This window comes from Bacillus sp. FJAT-14266 (genome assembly GCF_001719225.1).
GTDB lineage: Bacteria > Bacillota > Bacilli > Bacillales > Bacillaceae > Bacillus > Bacillus subtilis.
The window spans coordinates 2,855,016-2,874,607 of sequence record NZ_CP017072.1 but is presented as its reverse complement, the minus strand read 5'-3'; the positions used below and the strand labels follow the sequence as shown (position 1 = coordinate 2,874,607).

The window sequence follows — 19,592 nt, the reverse complement described above, 5'->3', positions numbered from 1 at the left end:
TGCTGGCAATTGTTGTGGAGAAAAATAAAACCCCGGCCTCTGAGCCGGGGTGGCGCAGACTATAGAATGTCTGCTGTCATTTTATGTGCGGTTGCCTGAATATGGAATGTCAAAATGGAGAGGACTGTAATGGCGATAATCTGTCTGATTTTAAGCCATTGGCTGTCATTCAGTTCTTCAAAACGGTGACGGAGACGCTCTGTCTCCTGTTCGGCGATCTCCTGCAGATTTGATTCTTTCATAGAAGGAGTATCTTGGTGATGGATGGCATCAAGCACATATGCGCAGCTTTCATAATAAGCAATCGGGCTGATGACATCATCAGATCTGTCTGAGATTGTGTTAAAGGCCACTTTTAAAATAGCCCGTATGTGTTCAAAGTCATAAATGGATTTTAAATCACGTACAATTAAAAGAATAACTGCCTGTTCAATTGAGTATTTTTTGCCTAGCTCAGGGTGTCCGATCAGATCTTTGATATCACGCTTTACCCAGTTTTGAATCGCGGTTGACTTTAACGAAGTCAGCTCGCATAAGTTGCCAAGCTCTACGATTTCATTTGTAGACAGTCCGTATTCTTTTTTCTGTTTTTTTCGTTCATATCTTGTAAGAAATTCAGGAATTTCTAGATGATTGGCTGCTTTTTCTGCTGACATGTTCGCTGATTGGACGAGAATGTCGAGCGGGCTATGTTCTCCTTGTCCTTTTAGGGAATAGAGCAGCCGCACCATATCGGTTCGAGAGAGTTTAAAAATGTTCATTGTTCACCTCTTTAAACAATTTGACGCGGATATAGGTCTATGTATAAGTTCAAAATTCAAGCGTCAGCAAATTACATTAACATCATACGTCGAATTCCTTGCATTTTCAAATGGATGTTTTATAATTTAAATATACAGGTTCTTTTGAACTTAAAATAACGGAGGTTGTTATGGCGAAAAGAATTTTTCTGTTTATTCTAACGAATATTTTGGTGCTTACAACAATCGGGATCGTTTTGTCTGTTTTAAGCTCTGTTACAGGAGTCGGGACGTACTTTACAGCTGATGGCGGTATCGATCCAATGGCGCTTCTTGTGTTCAGTTTAGTCGTTGGATTTGTCGGTTCCTTTACGTCTCTTGCGATGTCCAGATGGATGGCAAAGACGATGATGGGTGTCAGAGTGCTGAATCCGAAAAAACACTCGCTCAGCTATGAGGAACAGCAATTGGTTGATCGTGTTCACAGATTAAGCCGCTCTGCCGGTTTAACGAAAATGCCGGAAGTCGGGATTTACCGTTCACCTGAAGTAAACGCGTTTGCGACTGGACCGTCAAAACGCCGTTCACTTGTCGCAGTATCGTCAGGGCTGCTGGAGCAGATGGATGACGCAGCAGTTGAAGGTGTGCTTGCCCACGAGGTCGCGCATATTACAAATGGTGATATGGTAACAATGACGCTTTTACAAGGCATCGTTAATACCTTTGTCTTCTTTTTATCGCGTATCGCCGCTTGGATAGCAAGCCGTTTTGTCAAAGAAGATCTAGCGCCGATCGTTCATTTTATTGCAATAATTATTTTTCAGATTGTCTTTTCGATACTTGGCAGCCTGGTTGTGTTTGCGTATTCACGCCATCGTGAATTCCATGCTGACAGGGGAGGAGCGGATCTTGCCGGCAAGGACAAGATGATTCATGCGCTGCGGACGCTTAAAAGCTATTCTTCCCGGATTATGGAAGACGATCAGACAGCTGTCCAAACGTTAAAGATTAATGGCAAGAAGCGCTCTTCGCTTTTCTCTACTCACCCTGATTTAGATGAGCGAATCAGGCGGCTGGAAGCTAAATAATACAAACACATTGTTCCTCTGAGAGAATTCTCAGAGGTTTTTTATTTTATCCATTGACTAAAATCATAAAAAAATAAGCAAGTTAAGAAAATGTTTCGTAAAAGCCTTTAAAAATGGACCTAATATCTTTAGAATAATTACCGTACTTAAAAAGAGAGGCAGAAGGATTTTACATGAGATTAAAGTTTGGAAAATTGATACAGGCCTTGTCACCGGCCCAGCTGATCGCATTATATTATTTTCTTGCAGTTACTGTGGCCGTTATATTGCTGAGTTTGCCGGCGGCCCATAAACCGGGGGCGGATTGGACGTTTATTGATGCGCTTTTTACAGCTGTCAGTTCAGTCAGTGTAACAGGGCTGACAGTTGTTGATACAGCTGATACATTCAGCACAATAGGGATTTTTATATTAGCATTTGTTCTGCAATTTGGCGGAATCGGAATTATGACGCTCGGAACATTCATTTGGCTGATCATGGGAAAACGTATCGGGCTGAAAGAACGGAAGCTGATCATGGTTGATCAAAACCAATCCCAGTTTTCAGGAATTGTCAATCTGATGAAGCAGGTACTGTTTCTGGTCTTGTGGATTGAATTTTTTGGCGGGCTGATTCTCGGCACATATTTCTTAACCTACTATGACTCCTATCAGGAAGCTTATTTACACGGATTTTTTGCCAGTATCAGTGCAACGACAAACGGCGGATTTGATATTACCGGTAATTCGATGATTCCATTTCGCCACGATTACTTTGTGCAGTTTATTACAATGCTTTTAATTATATTTGGAGCGATTGGATTTCCCGTGCTTGTTGAAGTAAAGGATTTCCTGTTTTCAAAGCATCGGCGTTATCCATTTACGCTTTTTACAAAGATCACGACGATTACGTTCGGCTCACTTGTCTTGTTTGGAGCCATTGGCATCTTTGCCCTGGAAGCAAACCATGCGTTCGCAGGAAAATCATGGCATGATATTTTGTTTTTGTCCCTGTTTCAATCAACGGCAACCCGAAGCGGGGGACTGGCAACAATCGATATCAGCCAATTATCAGATTCCACACTCTTTTTTATTTGTGCGCTGATGTTTATCGGAGCGTCGCCAAGCTCAGTCGGGGGAGGCATACGGACAACGACTTTTGCTTTGAACCTTCTTGCGCTGTTTCATTTTGCCCGCGGCAATAAGGCCGTAAAGGTATTCAAACGGGAGCTTCACCCTGCTGACTTGATGAAGTCGCTTGTTGTCACGATGATGGCGATCCTGCTCGTTTTTGGCGCGACACTCATTCTGACCATTACAGAAAAACATTCCCTGCTGGAGCTTTTGTTTGAAGTGTGCTCGGCATTCGGTACAACCGGCCTGTCGCTTGGAATTACGGCAGATTTGAGCAGTGTTGGAAAATGCGTCATTATGATTGTCATGTTTATCGGGCGAATCGGCATCCTAACCTTCCTGTATCTGATCGGAAGAAAGGAAATTGAAGCGAACTATCACTATCCGAAAGAAAGAGTGATTATCGGATAGGCAAAACACCGCATACTTTGCGGTGTTTTTTGATTGCCAAAAAAAAGATGTGTGCCTCCTGTTCAGTTGGAGAACCTAACTTCGACAGGTGCAATTTACGCTCCTGCATCTTAAAATGTCTGAAAACTGGCGAGGAGGATTCGTATGAAGCGTAAAGCTGAAGTGAATGAAGCCATTAAAAATAACAATACACCTACCGAGAGCATGGACCCCAATTCATATAAGACACAATATCATGACGACCCCAATTTTAGAGGGGCAAACCGCAATTCCAAACAGGGCCAGCAGGGAGGCATGTAGTTGTGAAGAAAAACCGTCATAGCAGAGACATGCAAAATCATAAAAAGCCTATGAATAAAAAGGTGCTGGAGGAAGAGTTCTCAAGTGAACTTGGGGATTACAATGCCGGGAAGATCATCGAAACGCTGGAAGTCACCAAGCCTGAAAAGAAAAAAGAAAAAAACAAAAATAAAAAACAAAAATAAAAAAGACCTCTTAGGCGGCGTCCGCTTAAGAGGTGCTTTTTCTATTTTAAATAAGCATTTTTGCCCGTTCCTCTGACAAATTGCAATAAGCTGGTCATCCTCAGCTCAATGAAGGGCTGAGCGACTGTCTTAACAAAGTTGCTGGAGAGGACTGATGTCAGGGCTGCTGTTAAAAGCAAGAGGATCACTAAGCTTTGATAGTCAGTAAGCCAATCCTCAAGCCCGACCTGTCGTAATGTCTTAATAATAAACCCGTGAAGCAGATACACGTAAAATGTCCGGGTTCCCCATTTGGTAAAGAAATACCGTTTTTGCGGAACAAGCGCTAAAAAGCTGAAGGTTGCCCCAAAGGCGAGTACATACCAGCCGATTCGGGATAGTCCGCTTACCAGGGTAACGTCTCCAAATGAAGAATACGGTTTTGAACCAAACAGAAAAGAATAGTCAAAATCGATGCCCCAGCAGATGACGAATACTGCGGCAAGCACTCCGAGCGCAATTTGTTTGCCGCGTTTTGATCTCAATAAATCAAAATGATGTTTATTTAAATAAAAACCGACAAGGAACATCGGTAAGAATACGAATGTCCGTGACAAGCTCAGCGTGCTGCTGACAAAGTCCAGATAACCGATCAGCACGGCGATTCCGCAGCTGACAAACAGCGCCCACTGCTTTGAAAGCTTTGAAAAAGGATATAGGAGCAGGTTCCAAAAGAATAAGCTTACAAGAAACCATAACGACCATTGCGGATCAATCGGGTTCACATTTGCCATGCTTTCATCTTGCATAATGTAATAAAAGACGGAATAAATGATTTGGAAAATCAAATACGGAATAATCAGCTTGACCGCCAGCTTTTTTACATATCCCGCCCGTTTAAAGCCTTTCGCGAAATAACCGGATACAAGAATAAATGCAGGCATATGGAATGTGTAAATGAACTTGTAGAGGTAGAGCATAAAATGATTATCATTAATAAAGGAACGAAGGATATGACCGAATACAACAAGGAATATCAATAAAAATTTTGCGTTATCGAAATAACTGTCCCGCGATTTACTCATAGCATCACCTTCTCTTTCATCAGTCACTAAGAGATTATTCCCTGCTGGTACATATTTTAAAATAAAAGATGAAAAAGGAATCTAAAAAAATGCTGATTGTTAGGTCGATGTAAAGTGATGGTAAGGATCGTAGAAAATGTCTTCGTAATGTAATGGCGCTGAAATTTTCTGAAATTTATAGGGCAAATGAAGGAAGTTCCCGCATTTTGTAGAAATATTGAGGGATAGGTTTTGAAGAAGGAGTGTACATGCATGGAAACTCTTGGTGTCCAGACAAACTCGGAGCTGCGAGAGGAACTGAATCGCCTCAAAGAAGAAAACGCGCGACTGAAAAAGGAATTGAATCAGCATCAAGTGATTGTCAACAATACGCTCGATGCTATTTTTATTTGTGATAACGAAATGCGGATTGTTCAGGCAAATGAAGCAACAGAAAGGATGCTTCAAGTTGACTCGGAGGATTTGAAAAAGCGTTCTGTTTTGGATTTTTTGTTTTCAATCCCAAAGGATGAACTGAATCTTTCCGTAAAGAAGTTTTTTAAAAAAGGCTTTCTGTGGAAGGAGGTTCCGATCAGGCTTGATTGCGGGGCAACAAAATACATAGAGTTTCTGGCCAAAAGAGGCATTGGTGAGGATTTCTTTTTTGTTGTCATGAGGGACATATCTTCTAAGAAGATTCTGGAGCGGGAATTCTCTATGAATGAACAGCTTTTTAAGGACTTGTTTGACAGAGCAGTTGACGGAATCGTCCTGTTTGATAAAGATGGCGGTTTTATTGATGCCAATTTGTCCTTTTGTAAAAGCTTTGAAATCAATCATAATGAGCTGTCTCATTTATCTTTGTATGAGTTCATAGACAGCGGCTCACGAAAAGATTTCGACAATATCTGGAAGGCGCTCAACCGCAAGGGAAAAGCGAAGGGGGAGCTGCCTGTCAAGCTTCGTTCAGGAGTTCAAAAACTATTTGAATTCACGATTACATCAAACATCATCAGCGGTTTTTATATGTCCATTATGAGGGATATCACAGAGAAGCGGTCTATGGAGCTGCAGCTCTTTAAAAGTGAGGAGCGCTTCAGAGAAATCTTTGAAAATGCAATGGACGCCATCATCATCTGGTCGAATGACGGAAGAATCGTAAAAGCGAATCAATCAGCCTGTAAAATTTTTGAGCTGCCGATGAATTTGCTGTTGAAAAGAAAGCTGTGTGATTTTCTCGTTGACTCGCAGCAGAAATACAGCATAACGAAGAGGAAATACGCAAAATACGGAGAGATCAGAGAAGAGCTGCTGTTTCAAATGGGGAACGGCCAATTCAAAGAGCTTGAATTTACTTCAAAACGGACAATCCTTGAAAATCAGCATTTGACGATCTTAAGAAATGTAAGCGACAGAAAGCGGATGGAAAAGGAGCTTCGGGAAAGCGAGCTGAAATTCAGAAAAGTGTTCAACGGCTCAATGGACGGCAATGTATTGTTCGACAATCAATACAGGATCATTGACGCCAACCCGTTAGCAAGCCATATTTTGGGACTGTCACATGAAGAGATAAAACAGCACAGCTTGTTAGATATTATTTCTGCTTATGAAATAGAAAATCTGGCATCACCGGCAAGGCAGATTAATTTTGATGAAATGGACAACGAAATTCCATTTTTGCTGAGCAGCGGTGATAACAGAAAACTCGAATTCTCATTTAAACGGAATATTATTCAAAATATGAACTTGGCTATCTTTAAAGACGTAACAGAGCGAAAAGAATTGGAGGAACGCCTGCGCAAATCAGATACCCTTCATGTTGTCGGCGAACTCGCAGCCGGCATTGCTCATGAAATCAGAAATCCGATGACTGCTCTTAAAGGCTTCATTCAGCTTCTGAAAGGGAGTGTCGAGGGAGACTACGCCCTTTACTTCAACGTGATCACCTCAGAACTAAAGCGCATCGAATCCATTATCACCGAATTCTTGATTTTAGCTAAGCCCCAAGCCATTATGTATGAGGAAAAACATGTTACCCAAATTATGAGGGACACGATAGACCTTCTAAATGCGCAAGCCAATCTCAGCAATGTACAAATGCAACTTGATTTAATTGACGACATTCCCCCGATTTACTGTGAACCGAATCAGCTGAAACAGGTTTTTATCAATATATTAAAAAACGCCATCGAAGTGATGCCTGACGGCGGAAATATTTTTGTAACGATAAAGGCATTGGATCAAGATCATGTTCTAATCTCCTTAAAAGACGAGGGAATCGGAATGACAGAAGATAAATTAAAGCGACTTGGTGAACCGTTTTATACGACAAAGGAACGGGGAACTGGACTTGGGCTTATGGTAAGCTATAAAATTATTGAAGAACATCAAGGCGAAATTATGGTAGAAAGTGAAGAAGGGAAGGGCACCGTTTTCCATATTACGCTTCCTGTCAGACAGAATGCTGAAGAAAGAAGGAATGATGAATGAACTACTATACGACAGCCGAAACGCCGCTCGGTGAACTTATCATTGCCGAAGAGGATGACCGGATCACTCGTCTATTTCTCAGTCAGGAAGATTGGGTGGATTGGAAAGAAACGGTTCAGAATACTGAGCACAAGGAAACATCTAATCTTGCAGAAGCGAAACAACAGCTTCAAGAATATTTCGCAGGCGAAAGGAAGACATTCTCCCTGCCGCTCAGCCAAAAGGGCACTCCTTTTCAGCAAAAAGTGTGGAAGGCGCTGGAGAGGATTCCATATGGTGAATCCCGAAGCTATGCAGATATTGCCGCTGCGGTCGGCAGTCCGAAAGCGGTGCGCGCTGTCGGACAGGCTAATAAACGGAACGACCTGCCGATTTTTGTCCCGTGCCACAGAGTGATCGGCAAAAACAGTGCGTTAACAGGATACGCCGGAAGCAAAACGGAGATCAAAGCATTTTTGCTAAACATCGAGCGAATCTCCTATAAAGAAAAATAAAACATATGGCACGTTCCCTTTTTTCACGGCCGACATATCATTTTATTAAGTTAAAAAAGTTGGTCTGATGAAAAAGGAGGACAAAGCAATTGAAGCCGAGCCGCTCTGAGAAACTTGCCGTTTTTGCCGAACTGTTTGTGAAACTGCATATCTTATCAAGCGCTCAAAAAGATGAAATCATCAATGTTAACAAAAAGAAACAAAAAAACCGCTGACTCGGCCCAAATGAGCAAAGTCCAGCGGTTTTTTAATGCACCTTTTCTCCTTTAAACAGCTGTTCAATCTCTTCTTCATAGTTTCCGGTCATAATCCCTTTTTCTGTGATGATTCCTGAAATGAGATCATGAGGTGTAATGTCGAAAGCGGGATTAAAGACAGGCACATTGGATGGAGCGGTCCGAACTCCGGAAATCTGCCTGACTTCCTCGGGATCCCGTTCCTCTATCGGGATATCAGCGCCGCATTTGACCTTTGTATCAAATGTAGATAAAGGTGCGGCGACAAAAAACGGAATGTCAAAGGCGTTTGCTAAAATAGCAAGACCGTATGTGCCGATTTTATTTGCCGTATCACCGTTCTTTGCAATTCGGTCGGCTCCGACGATAACAGCGGAAATTTGTTTTTCCTTCATCGTATGGGCGGCCATGCTGTCTGTGATCAGAGTGACATCAATGCCCCCCTGCATCAGCTCCCAAGCAGTAAGGCGTGAACCTTGCAGGACAGGCCTTGTTTCACAGGCATAAATGTGCAATCCCAAATCTTTTTGTTTGGCCAAGTAAAACGGAGCTAGCGCCGTTCCATAGCGGCTTGTCGCGATTGAGCCGGCATTGCAGATCGTCATGATCCTGTCGCCTTTTTTGAAAAGCTGCAGGGCGTTTTGGCCGATCAACCGGCACGTTTCCTCATCCTCGACCTGAATCTGAATTGCTTCATGGACAAGGTTTGTTTTTGCTTCATTTACGGAAATCGCGTTTTCGACCGAATGACTCAGTCTCTCAAGCGCCCATGACAAATTAATGGCGGTAGGCCGTGAGCTGTTTAAATATTGTTTGATGTCTTCCAGTCTGCGGCGGAATTCCGTGACATTATCTGTTTCAATGTTTTTGGCAGCAAGCGCCAGTCCGAAGGCAGCCGTAATGCCGATCGCCGGAGCGCCCCTTACTTTGAGCGTGACAATCGCATCAAATACATCCTCTTTCGTCGTCAGCTCCAAATATTCCGTCTCATCAGGAAGCTTTTGCTGATTTAAAATGGTAATAGCTGTTTCTTTCCATTCAACAGAACGTGGAACAGCAAATGAATGGGTCATGAATGGATCATTCCTTTACAAGTAACTTAAATAATTCAATAACATCTGTTATCGTTTTGAATTCCGAACGTTTTTCGATAAAGGCTGTGCCGGTTTCGAGCGCCAAGCGTTTTCTGCCGATTCGTTTATCAAACGGCACGATCGTATCCAGGTCAGCTACATGGGCAAGGCCGATCGTGCGTCGTATCAGCTCACAGCCCGCAAATCCGATTGCTTCTTCAAAAATATGGCTGAGCGTATCAGTGAGGTAACCGTCGATATTGGCGTAAACATCCAGACTGTCCTTCTGCCAGGCTTCACTAAACGTCTCTTCAAACGTTTCCCAGACCTGGTTGACATGTTCATATAACGGCTCTCTGTCAGCCCCGTCACGGCTGAGTGCGTTCAAAAATAAGTTGGCGATAAATTGCCCTACATCAAAGCCGATCGGTCCGTAAAAAGCAAACTCAGGATCAATCACCTTTGTTTCGTGCTCACTTGCGAAAATGCTTCCTGTATGCAAATCACCATGAATCAACGTTTCTGCAGACGTTAAAAATGACTTTTTCAGCTTAGCGGCTTCGATTTTAACGCTGTCATTATTCCAAAGCTTTTCGACAAAAGGACGAAGCTCTTCTTCAAAATCATTTGTGTCATGGTCGAAGAAAGGATCTGTAAAAACAAGTCTTTCCGTAATGTCGCATAGCTCTGGATTTGTAAACTGTTTAACAAGCTGTTTTTTTACCTTAGGTTCAAGCGCGTAATCTGATGAGTAGAAAAGTGTTTTTCCTAAAAATTCACCGATGTGCTGCGACAGATGAGGATAGTTTTCACCCTCAATGAGTCCTTTTCTTGCGATCTTGAGGTGAGAGAGATCCTCCATGACGGTAACCGCCATTTCCGTATCAGAATAAAACACTCTTGGAACCAGGTGAGGCACATGCTCGCCCTGACGGATGAGAGCGCTGCTTTCGATTCTTGCACGGTCGATTGTCAGCGGCCAGCTTTCTCCCACCACTTTTGCATACGGAACCGCCTGTTTAATGATCAATGCTCTGTCATGTTCTTGATCATAAATATGAAAAACGTAATTTAAGTTGCCGTCTCCGATCTCCTGGCATGTCAGCGTGCTTTTGCTTGGAAATAGGCCAAGCTTCACCGCCAACGCCACAGCGGAGCTTTCATTTAATGTTTCGTATAAAGGTGTTTTTGTGACTCCCATCATCATAACCTCCAATTATGTAATCACTTAATATGTGGCCGTAAAAAAGCCTCCTTCTCAGAGAGAAGGAGGCTTAACATCTATGTCCGCCTCTCTTATCTCTCAGATCAGATCTGAATGGAATTAGCACCGTGCCTTAAGAGACCAGCGTCTCGGCGCGAAAAAGATGCGCCCCATTTCACAATGGAATTACGGTCGGTTGCTGTTGGGGTCAAAAGGCCAAATCCCTCGCCCAACTCTCGATAAGAGAATATATTCACTTGTTTGACAATTCTAATTTATCAGTTGATGAACATGGTAACAGGTAATTTAGTTAGTTGTCAATATTTTTTTAATATAAATCTTTTCTGATATCATCGAAAACAGGAATGCTCTCCCGAACTTCTGCGCTTTCTTGAAGGTCGATTTCCGCTCGGACTATGCCTTCTTCCCGGCCGCCTTCAGCAAGTACACGTCCCCATGGATCAATAATCAGGCTATGTCCTGCAAATTCATTATCCGGATTTGAACCGGTACAATTGCAGGCTGCGACAAAGCATTGGTTTTCAATGGCCCGCGCAATAAGCAGGCTTTTCCAATGATCAAGGCGGGGAAGAGGCCATTCCGCAGAAATAAACAGCACGTTGGCGCCTTTTGTCGTATGTTTTCTGATCCATTCCGGAAAACGGATATCGTAACAGATCAATCCAGAGCTTTTGACGCCGTCAAGCTCAAAGTATCCGTCTTCGGAACCGGCTGATAAATACAGATGCTCATCCATCAGCTGAAAAAGATGGGCTTTTCTGTACTCTTTAATGATTTGCCCTTCCTTATCCGCAATGTACATTGTATTATAAACATCAGAATTCTTCCTGACAGCGACCGACCCGGCGACAATATGAACACCATGTTTTTTTGCCGTTTTCTTCAGCCAGCTCTGAGCGGAGCGCCCGTCTTCGTCAGCGAGTTCATCAAGATTGGCCAGATCATATCCGGTCGTCCATAATTCAGGCAGAACAAGAACATCAGCATGTTTGCTTTCTTTTTCGATGAAAAATTCAGCCTTTTTTATATTTTCCGAAGGTTTGCCGTATGAAATATCAAATTGAAGACAAGATATCGTCCATTTCATCTTTTTAACACCCCAAATTTTTCTTTACTTTTTTCATTTAACCATATATGATGATGGACTATCATTTCAAGATTTTTTTAGAAGGTGAGAATAGATGAAATTTGAACAGTCTCATGTATTGAAGGAATTGCCTAAACAATTCTTCGCTTCTCTGGTGCAGAAAGTGAACCGAAAGCTCGCAGAAGGACATGACGTTATCAATCTAGGACAGGGAAATCCAGATCAGCCGACTCCTGAACATATTGTCGAGGAGATGAAACGAGCTGTTGCTGATCCTGAGAATCATAAATATTCTTCTTTTCGCGGCTCATACCGTCTGAAGTCAGCGGCTGCTGCATTTTACAAAAGAGAATACGGCATTGATCTGGATCCGGAAACCGAAGTCGCTGTATTATTCGGCGGAAAAGCCGGTCTAGTCGAGCTCCCGCAATGCTTGTTGAATCCCGGTGATACGATTTTAGTTCCCGATCCGGGTTATCCTGATTACTGGTCGGGTGTCACACTTGCAAAAGCAAAGATGGAAATGATGCCGCTCGTAAAGGACAGGGCGTTTCTCCCTGATTACAGCAGCATAACCGCTGAAGTAAGGGAACAGGCGAAATTGATGTATTTGAATTATCCGAATAATCCGACCGGAGCTGTTGCTACTTCCGAGTTCTTTGAAGATACCGTGCGTTTTGCGACTGAAAACGGAATCTGCGTCGTTCACGATTTTGCTTACGGCGCTGTAGGATTTGACGGCTGCAAGCCTTTAAGCTTTTTGCAGACTGAAGGTGCGAAGGATATCGGAATTGAAATTTACACGCTGTCAAAAACGTATAATATGGCAGGATGGCGGGTTGGCTTTGCCGTCGGAAACGCTTCGGTCATTGAAGCGATCAATCTTTATCAAGACCATATGTTTGTCAGTCTTTTCAGAGCGACTCAGGAGGCTGCAGCAGAGGCACTGTTAGCCGATCAGACGTGTGTGGCAGAGCAAAATGCCAGGTATGAGAGCAGGAGAAACGCTTGGATCACGGCATGCCGGGAAATCGGCTGGGATGTAACAGCTCCCGCAGGTTCTTTTTTTGCATGGCTGCCTGTGCCTGAAGGCTATACTTCTGAGCAGTTCTCAGATCTTTTGCTGGAAAAAGCGAATGTGGCGGTTGCGGCTGGAAACGGCTTCGGTAAATATGGCGAGGGCTACGTCAGAGTCGGACTTTTAACAAGTGAAGAAAGACTTAAGGAAGCCGCTTATCGAATTGGCAAACTGAACCTGTTTACCCAAAAAAGCATTGACAAGACCTTATAACGATGGGATAATTCAAAATAATTTATAAAATCTATATTTTCTTATCAAGAGCAGGCAGAGGGACGAGCCCGATGAAGCCCGGCAACCGACTTATAAAGCACGGTGCTAATTCTTGCAGCTAGCGGCTGAGAGATAAGATTCGGACGAGAAACGAAACCTCTTTAGACGCGATTGCAGTTTGAAGAGGTTTTTTGATATGGATGAAAATGAAAGGAGCTCTGGCATGAGTGAGTTATTAGCGACATATCTCCTGACCGAACCGGGAGCCGATACAGAGAAGAAAGCAGAACAAATCGCAACAGGATTGACAGTAGGCTCCTGGACTGATCTGCCCCTTGTAAAACAGGAGCAAATGCAAAAGCATAAGGGGCGGGTGATAAAAGTTGAGGAGAGAGAGGGAACTCCTGCATCAGCAAAACAAGCGGTCATCACAATTGCCTATCCTGAAATCAATTTTTCTCAGGATATTCCGGCTTTGCTGACAACAGTGTTTGGCAAGCTGTCCCTGGACGGAAAAATCAAATTAATCGATCTTCACTTCTCTGAAGCATTTAAGCGTGCACTGCCGGGACCGAAGTTTGGCGTATACGGCATCCGAAAGCTGCTGGGAGAGTTTGAGAGACCGCTGTTAATGAGCATATTTAAAGGCGTAATCGGAAGGGACCTGAGTGATATTAAAGAACAGCTCCGGCAGCAGGCGCTTGGCGGAGTTGACTTGATTAAAGACGATGAAATTTTCTTTGAGACTGGTCTAGCGCCTTTTGAAACAAGAATTGCAGAAGGAAAGCAAATATTGAAAGAAACGTATGAACAAACCGGTCATAAAACGCTGTATGCGGTGAATTTGACCGGACGTACGGCTGATCTGAAAGACAAAGCGAGACGCGCCGCCGAGTTGGGAGCGGATGCGCTTTTGTTTAATGTCTTCGCTTACGGCTTGGACGTTATGCAAGGCCTTGCAGAAGATCCTGAAATCCCAGTTCCGATTATGGCGCATCCAGCAGTGAGCGGAGCGTTTACGTCTTCTCCGTTTTACGGTTTTTCTCACGCTCTTTTACTCGGAAAATTAAACCGATATTGCGGTGCTGACTTCAGCCTCTTTCCGTCTCCATATGGTTCGGTTGCGCTTCCAAGAGCAGATGCACTGGCGATTCATGAAGAATGTGTGAGAGAGGATGCTTTTAACCAAACATTTGCTGTTCCGTCAGCAGGCATTCATCCCGGCATGGTTCCGCTATTAATGCGTGATTTCGGCATAGACCACATTATTAACGCCGGAGGAGGCGTACATGGACATCCGAACGGTGCCCAAGGCGGGGGGCGAGCGTTCAGAGCCATTATTGATGCGGTCCTAGAGGCCCAGCCGATTGATGAAAAAGCCGAACAATGCAAGGATCTTAAGCTTGCGCTAGATAAATGGGGAAAGGTTGAAGCCGTATGACGACTCGAAAACCTTTTATTATTTGTGATTTTGACGGAACAATCACGATGAACGACAACATTATAAATATCATGAAAACATTTGCTCCCCCAGAGTGGGTGGCATTAAAAGACGGCGTACTTTCCAAAACGCTGTCGATCAAGGAAGGTGTCGGGCGGATGTTCGGCCTTCTGCCCAGCCGTTTAAAAGAAGAGATTACAAGTTTTGTATTGGAAGATGCAAAAATCAGGGAAGGCTTTCGGGAATTTGTAGCATTTATCAATGAGCACGAGATTCCGTTTTATGTCATAAGCGGTGGAATGGACTTTTTTGTATATCCTTTGCTTGAAGGCATTGTGGAGAAAGACCGCATTTATTGCAACCATGCTTCATTTGACAATGACTATATCCATATTGACTGGCCTCATTCCTGCAAGGGCACATGCAGCAATCAATGCGGGTGCTGTAAGCCGTCGGTCATCCATGAACTTTCTGAACCGAACCAATATATCATCATGATCGGTGATTCGGTTACAGATGTGGAGGCAGCAAAGCTGTCTGACCTATGCTTTGCAAGGGATTATTTATTAAACGAATGTCGGGAGCAAAACCTCAATCATCTTCCGTATCAAGATTTTTATGAGATCAGAAAGGAAATTGAGAATGTAAAGGAGGTACAGGAATGGCTGCAAAACAAGAACGCTGGCGAGAGCTCGCTGAAGTAAAACGGGAATTGGCAGAGAGAGATTGGTTTCCGGCGACTAGCGGTAATCTATCAATTAAGGTTACAGATGAGCCTTTAACATTTCTCGTCACTGCAAGCGGAAAAGATAAACGTAAAGAGACGGTTGAAGATTTTCTGCTGGTCGATCAAAACGGAGAGCCTGCTGAAAGCGGGCATTCTCTGAAACCGTCAGCAGAAACGCTTTTGCATACACATTTGTACAATAAAACCAATGCCGGATGCTGCCTGCATGTCCATACGGTAAACAATAATGTGATTTCAGAGTTATACGGAGACCAAAAGAAAATCACATTCAAAGGCCAGGAAATTATAAAAGCACTCGGCTTGTGGGAAGAGAACGCAGAAGTGACCATTCCGATTATAGAAAATCCGGCACATATCCCGACGCTTGCGGCACTGTTTGCGGAAGAGATTTCAGAAGATTCAGGAGCTGTTCTGATCCGAAATCATGGTATTACGGCTTGGGGGAAAACAGCATTTGAGGCAAAAAGAGTGCTTGAAGCGTATGAATTTTTGTTCAGCTACCATTTGAAATTGAAAACACTCCAGCATCAGCTGGTTAAATAAAAGGAGGAATTGAAATGGCTACAATTCGAATTCATGATGAGGCAAATACAACGATTGAAAATCAAGAGGAAGTGGCAAGCTTTCTGGACAGTCAAGAGGTTATTTATGAGCAATGGGATATCACGAAGCTTCCGGAACATCTCTCAGAGAAATATGACCTGACAGAAGAAGAAAAACAGCAAATTCTTGATACCTTCGAAACTGAAATTAAAGATATCTCAACCCGCCGCGGCTATAAAGCCCAGGATGTTATTTCATTGTCAGACAGCAATCCGAAACTTGATGAACTGCTTGAAAACTTTAAAAGAGAGCATCACCATACAGACGATGAGGTTCGTTTTATTGTAAGCGGACACGGTATTTTTGTCATTCAAGGCAAGGACGGCACGTTTTTTGATGTCCGTTTAAACCCTGGAGATTTAATCTCCGTGCCTGAGAATATCCGCCATTACTTCACGCTTCAGGAGGACCGCAAAGTTGTCGCGGTGAGAATTTTTGTCACAACTGAAGGCTGGGTTCCGATTTATGAAAAAGACAGCGTGAATCAATAAGCATGAGATAGCCCCGTTCATCGAACGGGGCTTTTTATATTTATTGCAAACGCCACTTTTCATATTGTGACAGTTCTTTTTTAATCAGTGTCCAAATCAAACCTAAAACAGCTGCATCGTCAATGAATCCAAGACCGAGGATTACGTCTGGAATGATATCGAGCGGCATGACGATATACAGGATTGCGGCAGTTAACAGCAAAAGTGTTTTAACCTGTGAACGAGGGTAGTCGCCATTTCGCCAATCGCGAAGCATCTGAAAAAAAATAGTGATGTGCTGAATACATTTTTTTCGGTTTTTCCTCTTCAAAATTGCTTTTCCGCCTGCCGCTCCGAGCATAATTGCTTTCTTTTTCTTCATTGGGCATTCCTCCTGCCTGGCGGCGTGTTTAAGATATTCTTCACCTGGGTATTGTTCTTCTAATCCTATCAATATATCTATTATACCTGAAAAATTAACTTATTTAATGAAAATATGTTTACAAATAAAGTATAATCTGTAATAATGCACAATAACCCAATCAAACTTGTTTCCTATTTCTTAGCGGCGAGGGGTGAAGTGAATGGGCGGTTCTTCTGAACAAGAAAGATTGTTGGTGTCTATTGATGAAAAAAGAAAGTTAATGATAGATGCCGCTAGAAAGCAGGGATTTACAGGGCATGACACGATCAGGCACAGTCAGGAGCTGGATTGTTTAATAAATGAATATCACCAGCTTATGCAAGAAAACGAACATTCCCAAGGGATTCAAGGCCTTGTAAAGAAATTAGGCTTGTGGCCCCGCAGAGATGTTATGCCAGCATATGATGCAAATAAATAGCGGCCTATCAGATGCATATATAAAGAGAGAGCTTTTCGGAAGCGCTCTTTTTTTCTGGGAAAAATTCATATGAAAGAGGGAACTAATGAAAGAACTGGCGATTCTCATTACCGAAATGGTCAATCAATTTCATGATGCTTTTATTTCCTTATGCGGAATATTTGGCATTCATTTAACTGACAAAGAAATGCATTTTTGGGTGATCGGCATTTTTGGCATATTCTTTTTCGGCGTCACTCACGCTGTGTTTACATGGCTTTCTAAATGGAGTATGACAGCCTTGTCCTTTATCTATACCGTTACAGTCATCATTGTCATCGTATTTGCGATTGAGATTCAGCAAAAGGTGACGGGGAGAGGGAATATGGAGTTTTTAGATGCCACGGAAGGTATAAAGGGTTTTTTAGTATTTTTTATGTTTTTTTTACTTTTGAAAATGCTGTTGCGTTTCATCAAAGTCCTTTTTTCTGGAAGACCAGCAAGCAAATCGAATGGCAATGCCCGATCACGAAGATAAAAAACCCTCCTGACATGGTCAGGGGGGCTATGAAGCGGATACAGGGAGGGTGATTGTCACCTCTGTGCCTCTTCGAACTTCACTTTCAATATGAATAGAGCCTCCGTACATCAGTACGATCCGTTTACAAACAACAAGGCCGAGCCCGGTTCCTTTTTCTTTAGAAGTAACAAAGGGGAGGAAAATGTGATCCAGCATTTCCTGAGAAATCCCTTCACCGTTATCCACAACTTTGATTATGGCTTTTTTATCTAAAGCTCCCAGGGAGATCGTCAGTTTGCCTCCTTCAGGCATTGACTCGAGGCCATTTTTTGCTACATTTAAAATCACTTGTTTAATATGATCTTTTGTACATTTTACGAGTAAGGGCTGCTCGGTTAAATACTGTAATTCGACTTCAACATTGTATAGATTGCCCTCAGAATAAATGATCGGCATAATTTCTCCGATAATGTCCTGAAGTGAGTTCAGCTCCCATTTTTCAGCTGTCGGCTTGCCGAGAACAAGAAACTCACTCACTATTTGATTGATGCGCTTTATCTCCTGTTCGATAATGGAGAAGTAAAGCTGATCTTCCTCACCTTTATATTTCTTTTGCAACAGCTGAATAAAGCCGCTTATGCCGGTGAGGGGGTTACGGATTTCATGGGCTGTGCTGGCAGCAAGCGTCCCGATCAGCTCTAATTTTTGCGCCTCATTTTCTGAGCGCTCCAGCTGGGTCTGCCGCTTCAGCAAATAATACAGCACGAGAATAAATAGGATATTCAGCAGAACAATAATACATGAAAGCGGAAGCACTAGGCTTTTCGTCAGTTCTTCTATGGTGACCGGGTTCGGATAGACTTTCATATTCCAGCTGATATCATCCAGATATCCGCTGACAGGTTTCTGATCCTCTGCATGAGAGGCTTGTCCGCTCGCAAAAATCATTTTCCCGTCTTGGTTCACAACTTCAATATAAACATCAGGGCTTAGTAAGTTAATGAGATTTTTCAAATAATCAATTTGAATAGCTGCGACAAGATAATCTGTCACATTACGTTTTGAGTCCAAAACAGGGACACAAATTGTGAAAATTGGCTGACCAGTAATTCTGCTCGAATAACTATCTGAAATGACTGTCTTTTTAGTTTCCTTTGCTTTTGTAAAAAAAGATCTGTCGGCCAGGTTTACTTTCGTTTTTAATTCGGTTGTGCTTGCGGTGACGTCTCCTTTGGCATTGAGAAAATAGAGACCGGAAAATCTCGGCTCTGAATCAAAGGTCTTTTCCAAAATTGATTGCATTTTCTTTATATCAACCGGTCTGTCGATGGCGATGGACAAGGAGGTCATTCTCGCCATTGTTTCTCCGATTAAATAATTGATTTTGTTGCGGTGAAGGTTTAGCAGGACACTTGCTTCTTGTTTATGTTCTGCAGCTATTGTATCTTTTTCTTTTTCATATACGAAAAAGCTGATGACGATTGCCGGAATCACGACCAGTATGATATAAAGTTTGACTCTCCCGCAGGCGCCTTTTAGTATTTTCAATTTGCATCGCTCCAACATACACCTGATTAGAGGTATTATATCATTGTTTCTTCTTCTTTAATAAGAAAAAATAACCAAAAAAATTAGAAAAAGGTGTTGGCAAGCTTACATTTTAAAAAAGAAGAGAAATATTGGAAAGATTTTTATTGACATTTTGGTCTTTGTTTATTAATGTTTCTCTGTAACGGTTTCTAAAAGGATGATTGAGACATGACAGAAAAATCACTGAAGTTATTTATCGTGCTGTCGCGTGCGTATCGGTCTATTAACGATCATATGAATAAGCATATTCATAAGCATGGGCTGAATCCGACTGAATTTGCTGTGCTAGAGCTTTTGTACCATAAAGGCGATCAGCCGCTGCAGCAGATAGGAGATAAAATTCTCTTGGCTAGCGGGAGCATCACATACGTTGTAGATAAGCTGGAGCAAAAAGAACTTCTCATTCGGAAAGCGTCTCCTACAGACAGACGAGTGACATTTGCGCAAATTACTGAAAAAGGCATCGGTCTTTTGAACGATATTTTCCCTGATCACGCTGCTGAAATTGATGAAATGATCAGCGTATTAAGCGAAGAAGAGGTAGAGATGTGCACCGAAATGTTAAAAAGAGTAGGGTTAAACGCAAAACAGTTTCATAATAAGTAAAAAAAGGAAGCCTGATAT

General features: G+C 42.7%; 22 protein-coding genes and 2 riboswitches. Of the genes, 15 read left to right on the top strand and 7 right to left on the bottom strand.

The window, feature by feature from the left end; genetic code table 11:
* Positions 1–59 precede the first annotated feature (59 nt).
* Positions 60–761, bottom strand: coding sequence for a transcriptional regulator HtpK (htpK, locus tag BGM23_RS14780; RefSeq protein ID WP_003245220.1), 702 nt, complete (start codon positions 759–761; stop codon positions 60–62).
* Between the two features lie 170 nt (positions 762–931).
* Between htpK and htpX the strand changes: the two genes are divergently transcribed.
* The 4 genes from htpX (at position 932) to BGM23_RS14760 (ending at position 3,836) form a co-directional block, all read left to right on the top strand.
* Complete coding sequence (gene htpX / locus BGM23_RS14775) at positions 932–1,828, top strand: protease HtpX (protein WP_029726986.1); 897 nt, start codon at positions 932–934, stop codon at positions 1,826–1,828.
* Between the two features lie 173 nt (positions 1,829–2,001).
* The gene (gene ktrD / locus BGM23_RS14770; RefSeq protein WP_046664122.1) at positions 2,002–3,351 is read left to right on the top strand and encodes a Ktr system potassium transporter KtrD; all 1,350 of its coding nucleotides are present in this window, start codon (positions 2,002–2,004) and stop codon (positions 3,349–3,351) included.
* 144 nt (positions 3,352–3,495) lie between these two features.
* A complete protein-coding gene (locus BGM23_RS14765) occupies positions 3,496–3,651 on the top strand; it encodes a hypothetical protein (protein WP_003232510.1) in 156 nt (51 codons plus the stop codon).
* A gap of 2 nt (positions 3,652–3,653) precedes the next feature.
* Positions 3,654–3,836: a hypothetical protein gene (locus tag BGM23_RS14760; RefSeq protein ID WP_015715779.1), complete on the top strand. Its 183-nt coding sequence runs from the start codon at positions 3,654–3,656 to the stop codon at positions 3,834–3,836.
* Positions 3,837–3,877: 41 nt separating this feature from the next.
* Here BGM23_RS14760 and BGM23_RS14755 read toward each other — a convergent pair whose 3' ends face one another.
* Positions 3,878–4,900 carry an acyltransferase family protein gene (locus BGM23_RS14755; RefSeq protein ID WP_003245573.1) on the bottom strand — a complete coding sequence of 341 codons (1,023 nt, stop codon included), beginning with the start codon at positions 4,898–4,900 and terminating at the stop codon, positions 3,878–3,880.
* 252 nt (positions 4,901–5,152) lie between these two features.
* On the opposite strand from BGM23_RS14755, the gene kinE reads away from it, so the two are divergent.
* The 3 genes from kinE (at position 5,153) to BGM23_RS21910 (ending at position 8,078) form a co-directional block, all read left to right on the top strand.
* Positions 5,153–7,369 carry a sporulation two-component system sensor histidine kinase KinE gene (gene kinE / locus BGM23_RS14750; RefSeq protein ID WP_003232504.1) on the top strand — a complete coding sequence of 739 codons (2,217 nt, stop codon included), beginning with the start codon at positions 5,153–5,155 and terminating at the stop codon, positions 7,367–7,369.
* Positions 7,366–7,863, top strand: a complete 498-nt coding sequence (gene ogt, locus BGM23_RS14745) for a methylated-DNA--protein-cysteine methyltransferase (RefSeq protein ID WP_029726987.1) — start codon at positions 7,366–7,368, stop codon at positions 7,861–7,863. The genes kinE and ogt overlap by 4 nt, the downstream gene beginning before the upstream one ends.
* A gap of 89 nt (positions 7,864–7,952) precedes the next feature.
* Positions 7,953–8,078, top strand: coding sequence for a hypothetical protein (locus BGM23_RS21910; protein WP_003232500.1), 126 nt, complete (start codon positions 7,953–7,955; stop codon positions 8,076–8,078).
* Between the two features lie 32 nt (positions 8,079–8,110).
* On the opposite strand, the gene mtnA is transcribed toward BGM23_RS21910, so the two are convergent.
* From mtnA to BGM23_RS14725, 3 genes are all read right to left on the bottom strand, one after another.
* Positions 8,111–9,172: an S-methyl-5-thioribose-1-phosphate isomerase gene (gene mtnA, locus BGM23_RS14735; protein WP_029726988.1), complete on the bottom strand. Its 1,062-nt coding sequence runs from the start codon at positions 9,170–9,172 to the stop codon at positions 8,111–8,113.
* Positions 9,173–9,179: 7 nt separating this feature from the next.
* Entirely contained in the window at positions 9,180–10,373 is a 1,194-nt protein-coding gene (mtnK, locus tag BGM23_RS14730) for an S-methyl-5-thioribose kinase (RefSeq protein WP_003244973.1), read from the bottom strand.
* Positions 10,374–10,465: 92 nt separating this feature from the next.
* Positions 10,466–10,622: riboswitch (SAM riboswitch) on the bottom strand.
* A gap of 82 nt (positions 10,623–10,704) precedes the next feature.
* A complete protein-coding gene (locus BGM23_RS14725; RefSeq protein WP_003232495.1) occupies positions 10,705–11,484 on the bottom strand; it encodes a carbon-nitrogen family hydrolase in 780 nt (259 codons plus the stop codon).
* A gap of 94 nt (positions 11,485–11,578) precedes the next feature.
* Between BGM23_RS14725 and mtnE the strand changes: the two genes are divergently transcribed.
* The 5 genes from mtnE to mtnD all read left to right on the top strand — a co-directional run bounded on the left by mtnE (position 11,579) and on the right by mtnD (position 16,058).
* Positions 11,579–12,775, top strand: coding sequence for a methionine-glutamine aminotransferase (gene mtnE / locus BGM23_RS14720; protein ID WP_046664125.1), 1,197 nt, complete (start codon positions 11,579–11,581; stop codon positions 12,773–12,775).
* 38 nt (positions 12,776–12,813) lie between these two features.
* A riboswitch (SAM riboswitch) is annotated at positions 12,814–12,914 on the top strand.
* A gap of 84 nt (positions 12,915–12,998) precedes the next feature.
* Positions 12,999–14,216, top strand: a complete 1,218-nt coding sequence (gene mtnW, locus BGM23_RS14715; protein ID WP_032677426.1) for a 2,3-diketo-5-methylthiopentyl-1-phosphate enolase — start codon at positions 12,999–13,001, stop codon at positions 14,214–14,216.
* On the top strand, positions 14,213–14,920 hold the full coding sequence (gene mtnX / locus BGM23_RS14710) for a 2-hydroxy-3-keto-5-methylthiopentenyl-1-phosphate phosphatase (protein WP_003232486.1): 708 nt from the start codon (positions 14,213–14,215) through the stop codon (positions 14,918–14,920). Before mtnW ends, mtnX begins: the two co-directional genes overlap by 4 nt.
* A complete protein-coding gene (locus tag BGM23_RS14705) occupies positions 14,878–15,507 on the top strand; it encodes a methylthioribulose 1-phosphate dehydratase (RefSeq protein WP_029726989.1) in 630 nt (209 codons plus the stop codon). The genes mtnX and BGM23_RS14705 overlap by 43 nt, the downstream gene beginning before the upstream one ends.
* 14 nt (positions 15,508–15,521) lie before the next feature.
* Positions 15,522–16,058, top strand: coding sequence for an acireductone dioxygenase (gene mtnD / locus BGM23_RS14700; RefSeq protein WP_003232483.1), 537 nt, complete (start codon positions 15,522–15,524; stop codon positions 16,056–16,058).
* Positions 16,059–16,098: 40 nt separating this feature from the next.
* On the opposite strand, the gene BGM23_RS14695 is transcribed toward mtnD, so the two are convergent.
* Positions 16,099–16,419: a YkvA family protein gene (locus BGM23_RS14695; RefSeq protein WP_014479630.1), complete on the bottom strand. Its 321-nt coding sequence runs from the start codon at positions 16,417–16,419 to the stop codon at positions 16,099–16,101.
* A 202-nt stretch (positions 16,420–16,621) separates the two neighbouring features.
* Here BGM23_RS14695 and spo0E point away from each other — a divergent pair, with 202 nt between their 5' ends.
* Positions 16,622–16,879, top strand: coding sequence for an aspartyl-phosphate phosphatase Spo0E (gene spo0E, locus BGM23_RS14690; protein WP_003218598.1), 258 nt, complete (start codon positions 16,622–16,624; stop codon positions 16,877–16,879).
* A gap of 85 nt (positions 16,880–16,964) precedes the next feature.
* Positions 16,965–17,396 carry a hypothetical protein gene (locus BGM23_RS14685; RefSeq protein WP_029726990.1) on the top strand — a complete coding sequence of 144 codons (432 nt, stop codon included), beginning with the start codon at positions 16,965–16,967 and terminating at the stop codon, positions 17,394–17,396.
* Between the two features lie 27 nt (positions 17,397–17,423).
* On the opposite strand, the gene kinD is transcribed toward BGM23_RS14685, so the two are convergent.
* The gene (gene kinD / locus BGM23_RS14680) at positions 17,424–18,944 is read right to left on the bottom strand and encodes a sporulation kinase KinD (protein WP_072557174.1); all 1,521 of its coding nucleotides are present in this window, start codon (positions 18,942–18,944) and stop codon (positions 17,424–17,426) included.
* A 192-nt stretch (positions 18,945–19,136) separates the two neighbouring features.
* Here kinD and mhqR point away from each other — a divergent pair, with 192 nt between their 5' ends.
* The gene (mhqR, locus tag BGM23_RS14675; protein WP_003232475.1) at positions 19,137–19,574 is read left to right on the top strand and encodes a MarR family transcriptional regulator MhqR; all 438 of its coding nucleotides are present in this window, start codon (positions 19,137–19,139) and stop codon (positions 19,572–19,574) included.
* Positions 19,575–19,592: the final 18 nt, after the last annotated feature.